The sequence below is a fragment of the Mesorhizobium sp. M7A.F.Ca.CA.004.06.1.1 genome, assembly GCF_003999135.1.
In the GTDB taxonomy this organism is placed as follows: domain Bacteria; phylum Pseudomonadota; class Alphaproteobacteria; order Rhizobiales; family Rhizobiaceae; genus Mesorhizobium.
Window position 1 is genome coordinate 1 of the sequence record NZ_RZPQ01000760.1, and the last position, 2,796, is coordinate 2,796.

Annotated in this window: 4 protein-coding genes; all 4 read left to right on the forward strand. The window is 62.3% G+C overall.

All coding sequences use genetic code 11. The features are described 5' to 3' along the window. A partial coding sequence (locus EN906_RS29700) for a 2-oxo acid dehydrogenase subunit E2 (protein WP_206517217.1) occupies window positions 1-188 on the forward strand: 188 nt, incomplete at its 5' end. Between the two features lie 13 nt (window positions 189-201). After that, window positions 202-618 (forward strand): hypothetical protein, encoded by a 417-nt coding sequence (locus tag EN906_RS29705; RefSeq protein WP_127270644.1) that lies wholly within the window; start codon window positions 202-204, stop codon window positions 616-618. Next, window positions 615-1,250 carry an SGNH/GDSL hydrolase family protein gene (locus EN906_RS29710; protein ID WP_127270643.1) on the forward strand — a complete coding sequence of 212 codons (636 nt, stop codon included), beginning with the start codon at window positions 615-617 and terminating at the stop codon, window positions 1,248-1,250. The genes EN906_RS29705 and EN906_RS29710 overlap by 4 nt, the downstream gene beginning before the upstream one ends. A 12-nt stretch (window positions 1,251-1,262) precedes the next feature. Continuing rightward, window positions 1,263-2,708 (forward strand): dihydrolipoyl dehydrogenase, encoded by a 1,446-nt coding sequence (lpdA, locus tag EN906_RS29715; protein WP_127270641.1) that lies wholly within the window; start codon window positions 1,263-1,265, stop codon window positions 2,706-2,708. Window positions 2,709-2,796 lie beyond the last annotated feature (88 nt).

Consider the following 2,796-nt stretch of genomic DNA (forward strand, 5'->3'; position numbering starts at 1 on the left):
ATGCGACCATCCTGGCGGTCGGCGCCGGCGAGGAGCGGGCGGTGGTCAAGAACGGCGAGATCAAGATCGCCACCGTGATGTCGGTGACGCTGTCGACCGACCACCGCGCCGTCGACGGCGCGCTGGGGGCTGAACTGCTGGTCGCCTTCAAGCGGCTGATCGAGAACCCGATGGGCATGCTGGTCTAGGACGGAGAGGGCGGTGCGGATCTTCTTCACCTCCCTCATGGCGTTTTTCCTGTCAGGATTGGCAGGCGGCCTGGTTGCTCAACAGCTGGCGGTCGCAACCCATGCTCAGGAAGAATACATTCTGGTGTTCATGACGTCGGTGCTTGTCACCATTGCTACGACGATCATGTTTTTCATCGCGCAGCTTTTTGCGAACGCACCGACGATCATCAACTGGCTGGGCCTCTGCGCAATTGTCCTGTTCGTGCTGATCGGGCTCGGCCTGATCGGTTGGACGTTCTCTCAGCCGGTCGATAAGCGCCAGTGGGGAGGTGACCTGCCGATCGTCGCCGGCCTGGTTTTGCCGAACCTGGCCACTGTGCTGGTTCACTGGCTGTTCGTGCGCTGGCGGTTGAGGCGCGGCTCGATTAACGCACAGGTGGGCGCATGAAGACGGTTCTTTGCTACGGCGACTCGCTGACCTGGGGCTACAATGCCGAAGGTGGCCGCCATGCGCTGGAAGACCGCTGGCCGAGCGTGCTGCAGGCAGCGTTAGGCGCCGGCGTGCAAGTGATTGCCGATGGCCTCAACGGCCGCACCACGGCCTTCGACGACCATCTGGCCGGCGCGGATCGCAACGGCGCCAGGCTGCTGCCAACGGTGCTGACGACCCATGCGCCGATCGACCTGATTGTCATCATGCTCGGCGCCAACGACATGAAGCCATGGATCCACGGGAATCCCGTCGCGGCCAAGCAGGGCATCCAGCGGCTGATCGATATCGTGCGCGGTCACGACTATCCCTTCGACTGGCCCGCGCCGCAGATCCTGATCGTTTCGCCGCCTGTCGTCAGCCGTACTGAAAATGCCGACTTCAAGGAAATGTTCGCCGGTGGCGATGACGCCTCGAAGTTTTTGGCACCGCAATATGCAGCGCTCGCCGACGAGGCCGGCTGCGGCTTCTTCGACGCCGGCAGCGTGGCGCAAACCACACCGCTTGATGGCGTCCACCTCGACGCCGAAAACACGCGAAACATCGGCAAGGCGCTGGCACCCGTCGTGCGCGTCATGCTGGAATTGTGAAGGAGAAAACCCGTGGCTGAGAACTACGACGTCATCATCATCGGCTCCGGCCCTGGCGGCTATGTCACCGCGGTGCGTTCCGCGCAACTCGGCTTCAAGACGGCGATCGTCGAGCGCGAGCATCTCGGCGGCATTTGCCTCAACTGGGGCTGCATCCCGACCAAGGCGCTGCTGCGCTCGGCCGAGATCATGCACTATTCGGATCACCTGAAGGATTACGGGCTGAAGCTCGACGGCAAAGTCAGCGCCGACACAGCGGCCGTGGTCGACCGCTCGCGAAAGGTCTCGCTGCGGCTCAATGGCGGCGTTGCCTTCCTGATGAAGAAGAACAAGGTCGATGTCATCTGGGGCGAGGCCAAGCTTTCGAAGCCGGGTGAGATCGCCGTGTCCAATACGGCCAAGAAGCCGATGGAGCCGCAGCCGCCGGTGCCGAAAGGCGTCAAGGGCGAGGGCACCTACACCGCCAAGCACATCATCCTGGCGACCGGCGCGCGGCCACGCGCGCTGCCCGGCATCGAGCCTGACGGCAGACTGATCTGGACCTATTTCGAGGCCATGGTGCCGAAGGAGATGCCGAAGTCGCTGCTGGTCATGGGATCGGGCGCCATCGGCATCGAATTCGCCTCCTTCTACCGCACCATGGGCGCCGAAGTAACGGTGGTCGAACTGCTGCCGGCAGTGATGCCCGTCGAGGATGCCGAAGTCTCGAAATTCGCGCAAAAGCAGTTCGAGAAGCAAGGCATGAAGATCATCCTCGAAGCCAAGGTGACCAAGGTCGAGAAGGGTGCGAACTCGGTCACCGCGCATGTCGAGATGAAGGACGGCAAGGTCGAGAAGATCACCGCCGATCGCATGATCTCGGCCGTCGGCGTCCAGGGCAACATCGAGGGCCTCGGGCTTGAGGCGCTAGGCGTGAAGACCGAGCGCGGCTGCATCGTCATCGACGGCTACGGCAAGACCAATGTGCCGGGCATCTACGCCATCGGCGATGTCGCCGGCCCGCCGATGCTCGCCCACAAGGCAGAACATGAGGGGGTCGTGTGCATCGAGAAGATCGCTGATTTTCCTGGCGTGCATGCCACCGACAAGCTGAAGATTCCGGGCTGCACCTACTGCAATCCGCAGGTCGCCTCGGTTGGCCTGACGGAAGCCAAGGCCAAGGCCGAGGGCAAGGACATCCGGGTCGGGCGCTTCCAGTTCGCCGCCAATGGCAAGGCCATTGCGCTCGGCGAGGATCAGGGTTTCATCAAGACCATCTTCGACAAGAAGACCGGTCAATTGCTCGGCGCCCACATGGTGGGTGCCGAAGTGACCGAACTGATCCAGGGCTTTGTCGTGGCAATGAACCTGGAGACGACCGAGGAAGAGCTGATGCACACCATCTTCCCGCACCCGACGCTGTCGGAGATGATGAAGGAAAGCGTGCTCGACGCCTATGGCCGCGCGCTCAACGCCTGATAGATTGAAAGCGCTGCTACAGATGGAACCCGGCGGCAAGGTACTTCGTTTGCGGATGCGTTTTCACGCATCACACAAGGAGAAGGCA